Source organism: Micromonospora sp. SD19, assembly GCF_054462275.1.
The window spans coordinates 1-5101 of record NZ_JBTLMN010000022.1; the positions used below are offsets into that span (position 1 = coordinate 1).

General features: G+C 57.2%; 3 rRNA genes. All 3 read right to left on the reverse strand.

Annotated elements, in window-relative coordinates:
* Window positions 1–6: 6 nt before the first annotated feature.
* The 3 genes from rrf to ACX27O_RS33015 all read right to left on the reverse strand — a co-directional run bounded on the left by rrf (window position 7) and on the right by ACX27O_RS33015 (window position 4949).
* Window positions 7–123: ribosomal RNA gene (gene rrf / locus ACX27O_RS33005) — 5S ribosomal RNA — on the reverse strand.
* 85 nt (window positions 124–208) lie between these two features.
* A 23S ribosomal RNA gene (locus ACX27O_RS33010) occupies window positions 209–3318 on the reverse strand.
* Between the two features lie 116 nt (window positions 3319–3434).
* A 16S ribosomal RNA gene (locus ACX27O_RS33015) occupies window positions 3435–4949 on the reverse strand.
* Together the 16S, 23S and 5S rRNA genes form the textbook arrangement of a ribosomal RNA operon.
* Between the last annotated feature and the right edge of the window lie 152 nt (window positions 4950–5101).

Sequence of the window (5101 nt, forward strand, 5' to 3'; positions counted from 1 at the left end):
AAGATTGTCCGGCGGCGTCCTACTCTCCCACACCCTCACGAGTGCAGTACCATCGGCGCTGGAGGGCTTAGCTTCCGGGTTCGGAATGTAACCGGGCGTTTCCCCTCCGCCATGACCGCCGTAACTCTATGAACATATCAAACAACCCCGGCACGATTTCACGGGTGTTCGCTTGTTCAGAGTTGCACAGTGGACGCGTAGCAGCTTAGTAGTCAAGTCCTCGGCCTATTAGTACCGGTCAACTGAACCCGTTACCGGGCTTACATTTCCGGCCTATCAACCCAGTCGTCTAGCTGGGGGCCTTACCCCACAAAGTGGGTGGGATACCTCATCTTGAAGCAGGCTTCCCGCTTAGATGCTTTCAGCGGTTATCCCTTCCGAACGTAGCTAACCAGCCGTGCCCTTGGCAGGACAACTGGCACACCAGAGGTTCGTCCGTCCCGGTCCTCTCGTACTAGGGACAGCCCTTCTCAAGTATCCTACGCGCACGGCGGATAGGGACCGAACTGTCTCACGACGTTCTAAACCCAGCTCGCGTACCGCTTTAATGGGCGAACAGCCCAACCCTTGGGACCTGCTACAGCCCCAGGATGCGACGAGCCGACATCGAGGTGCCAAACCATCCCGTCGATATGGACTCTTGGGGAAGATCAGCCTGTTATCCCCGGGGTACCTTTTATCCGTTGAGCGACACCGCTTCCACTCGCAAGTGCCGGATCACTAGTCCCGACTTTCGTCCCTGCTCGACCTGTCAGTCTCACAGTCAAGCTCCCTTGTGTACTTGCACTCAACACCTGATTGCCAACCAGGCTGAGGGAACCTTTGGGCGCCTCCGTTACCTTTTAGGAGGCAACCGCCCCAGTTAAACTACCCACCAGACACTGTCCCTGAACCGGATAACGGTCCGAAGTTAGATACCCAAATCAACCAGAGTGGTATTTCAAGATTGCCTCCACCCATACTGGCGTATGGACTTCACCGGCTCCCACCTATCCTACACAAGCTAATTCGAGTACCAATGTCAAGCTATAGTAAAGGTCCCGGGGTCTTTCCGTCCTGCCGCGCGTAACGAGCATCTTTACTCGTACTGCAATTTCGCCGGGCCTGTGGTTGAGACAGTGGGGAAGTCGTTACGCCATTCGTGCAGGTCGGAACTTACCCGACAAGGAATTTCGCTACCTTAGGATGGTTATAGTTACCACCGCCGTTTACTGGCGCTTAAGTTCTCCGCTTCGCCCCAAAGGAGCTAACAGGTCCCCTTAACGTTCCAGCACCGGGCAGGCGTCAGTCCATATACATCGAATTACTTCTTCGCATGGACCTGTGTTTTTAGTAAACAGTCGCTTCCCCCTGCTCTCTGCGGCCATACAACGCTCCACCCGCGCGGGGCTTCACGTCTCCGGCCCCCCTTCTCCCTAAGTTACGGGGGCAATTTGCCGAGTTCCTTAACCACAGTTCGCCCGATCGCCTCGGTATTCTCTACCTGACCACCTGTGTCGGTTTGGGGTACGGGCCGCTAAGAACTCGCTAGAGGCTTTTCTCGGCAGCATAGGATCACTGACTTCACCTGAATCGGCTCGGCATCACGTCTCAGCCTTCATGTGGTGCGGATTTGCCTACACCACGGCCTACACGCTTACCCCGGCACAACCACCGGCCGGGCTCAGCTACCTTCCTGCGTCACCCCATCGCTTGACTACTACCCATCAGGTTCCCACGCTCCCCACCCTCAACCCGAAGGTCTTGGATGGTTTGGGTGGTTAGCACAACGAGGTTCATCAGGGACGCTCTTTCGCGGGTACGGGAATATCAACCCGTTGTCCATCGACTACGCCTCTCGGCCTCGCCTTAGGTCCCGACTCACCCAGGGCGGATTAGCCTGGCCCTGGAACCCTTGGTCATCCGGCGGAAGGGTTTCTCACCCTTCTTTCGCTACTCATGCCTGCATTCTCACTCGTGCCGCGTCCACAACTGGGTCACCCCGCTGCTTCACTCGCGGCACGACGCTCCCCTACCCATCCACACACCTGCACAAGGAATCAAGTCCAAGCGAGGTTAAAATGTGAATGCCACAGCTTCGGCGGTGTGCTTGAGCCCCGCTACATTGTCGGCGCGGAACCACTTGACCAGTGAGCTATTACGCACTCTTTAAAGGGTGGCTGCTTCTAAGCCAACCTCCTGGTTGTCTATGCGACCCCACATCCTTTTCCACTTAGCACACGCTTAGGGGCCTTAGCTGGTGATCTGGGCTGTTTCCCTCTCGACTACGAAGCTTATCCCCCGCAGTCTCACTGCCGCGCTCTCACTTACCGGCATTCGGAGTTTGGCTGATTTCGGTAAGCTTGTGGGCCCCCTAGACCATCCAGTGCTCTACCTCCGGCAAGAAACACGCGACGCTGCACCTAAATGCATTTCGGGGAGAACCAGCTATCACGGAGTTTGATTGGCCTTTCACCCCTAACCACAGGTCATCCCCCAATTTTTCAACATTGGTGGGTTCGGCCCTCCACGCGGTCTTACCCGCGCTTCAGCCTGCCCATGGCTAGATCACTCCGCTTCGGGTCTAGGACACGCGACTGAATCGCCCTATTCAGACTCGCTTTCGCTACGGCTCCCCCACACGGGTTAACCTCGCCACATGCCACTAACTCGCAGGCTCATTCTTCAAAAGGCACGCCGTCACCCCGCAAGGCTCCGACGGATTGTAGGCGAACGGTTTCAGGTACTATTTCACTCCCCTCCCGGGGTACTTTTCACCATTCCCTCACGGTACTTGTCCGCTATCGGTCACCAGGAAGTATTTAGGCTTACCAGGTGGTCCTGGCAGATTCACGGCAGATTTCAGGGGTCCGCCGCTACTCGGGAACACCCACAGAAGGTCAGCAACTTTCACCTACCGGACTCTCACCGTCTACGGTCAGCCATTCCAGACTGTTCGACTAGCCACTAACTTTGTAACTTCTCGAACAAGTGTCAGCTTGTTCAGCAGGGTCCCACAACCCCGACCACGCAACCCCTGACAGGTATCACACGCAGCCGGTTTAGCCTCGATCCGCTTTCGCTCGCCACTACTCACGGAATCACTAAATTGTTTTCTCTTCCTACGGGTACTGAGATGTTTCACTTCCCCGCGTTCCCTCCACACACCCTATGTGTTCAGGTGTGGGTGACACCACATGACTGGTGCCAGGTTTCCCCATTCGGACACCCTGGGATCACAGCTTGGTTGACAGCTCCCCCAGGCCTATCGCGGCCTCCCACGTCCTTCATCGGCTCCTGGTGCCAAGGCATTCACCGTTCGCCCTTGACAACTTGACCACAAAGATGCTCGCGTCCACTGTGCAATTCTCAACAAACGACCAACCCACAACCCGATCCGCCCCACACCAAACCCGCGGGCTCCTTACCGACTTTCGTCGGAAGGTGCTCCTTAGAAAGGAGGTGATCCAGCCGCACCTTCCGGTACGGCTACCTTGTTACGACTTCGTCCCAATCGCCAGCCCCACCTTCGACGGCTCCCTCCACAAGGGTTGGGCCACCGGCTTCGGGTGTTGCCGACTTTCGTGACGTGACGGGCGGTGTGTACAAGGCCCGGGAACGTATTCACCGCAGCGTTGCTGATCTGCGATTACTAGCGACTCCGACTTCACGGGGTCGAGTTGCAGACCCCGATCCGAACTGAGACCGGCTTTTTGGGATTCGCTCCACCTCACGGTATCGCAGCCCATTGTACCGGCCATTGTAGCATGCGTGAAGCCCTGGACATAAGGGGCATGATGACTTGACGTCATCCCCACCTTCCTCCGAGTTGACCCCGGCAGTCTTCGATGAGTCCCCGCCATAACGCGCTGGCAACATCGAACGAGGGTTGCGCTCGTTGCGGGACTTAACCCAACATCTCACGACACGAGCTGACGACAGCCATGCACCACCTGTGACCGCCCCCGAAGGACCCCCCATCTCTGGAGGTTTTGCGGCCATGTCAAACCCAGGTAAGGTTCTTCGCGTTGCATCGAATTAATCCGCATGCTCCGCCGCTTGTGCGGGCCCCCGTCAATTCCTTTGAGTTTTAGCCTTGCGGCCGTACTCCCCAGGCGGGGCGCTTAATGCGTTAGCTGCGGCACAGGGAACCGGAGAGGCCCCCCACACCTAGCGCCCAACGTTTACAGCGTGGACTACCAGGGTATCTAATCCTGTTCGCTCCCCACGCTTTCGCTCCTCAGCGTCAGTATCGGCCCAGAGACCCGCCTTCGCCACCGGTGTTCCTCCTGATATCTGCGCATTTCACCGCTACACCAGGAATTCCAGTCTCCCCTACCGAACTCTAGCCTGCCCGTATCGACCGCAGGCTTGGGGTTGAGCCCCAAGTTTTCACGGTCGACGCGACAAGCCGCCTACGAGCTCTTTACGCCCAATAAATCCGGACAACGCTCGCACCCTACGTCTTACCGCGGCTGCTGGCACGTAGTTGGCCGGTGCTTCTTCTGCAGGTACCGTCACTCTCGCTTCGTCCCTGCTGAAAGAGGTTTACAACCCGAAGGCCGTCATCCCTCACGCGGCGTCGCTGCATCAGGCTTCCGCCCATTGTGCAATATTCCCCACTGCTGCCTCCCGTAGGAGTCTGGGCCGTGTCTCAGTCCCAGTGTGGCCGGTCGCCCTCTCAGGCCGGCTACCCGTCGTCGCCTTGGTAGGCCATCACCCCACCAACAAGCTGATAGGCCGCGAGCCCATCCCAAGCCGAAAAACTTTCCACCACCAGCCATGCGGCCAGCAGTCCTATTCGGTATTAGCCCCCGTTTCCGAGGGTTATCCCAAAGCTTGGGGCAGGTTGCTCACGTGTTACTCACCCGTTCGCCGCTCGAGTACCCCGAAGGGCCTTTCCGCTCGACTTGCATGTGTTAAGCACGCCGCCAGCGTTCGTCCTGAGCCAGGATCAAACTCTCCAACAAAAAATTGGAAAACAATCCTGACAACAAACAAATTGTTGCCAAAGGAATCCCAACCAGCCAAACCAAAAGGCCTGACCAGTCCGGGGTATAAATCATAATTGGCACTGGCTTTACAAGCACCCTGTTGAGTTCTCAAAGAACAACCACACACC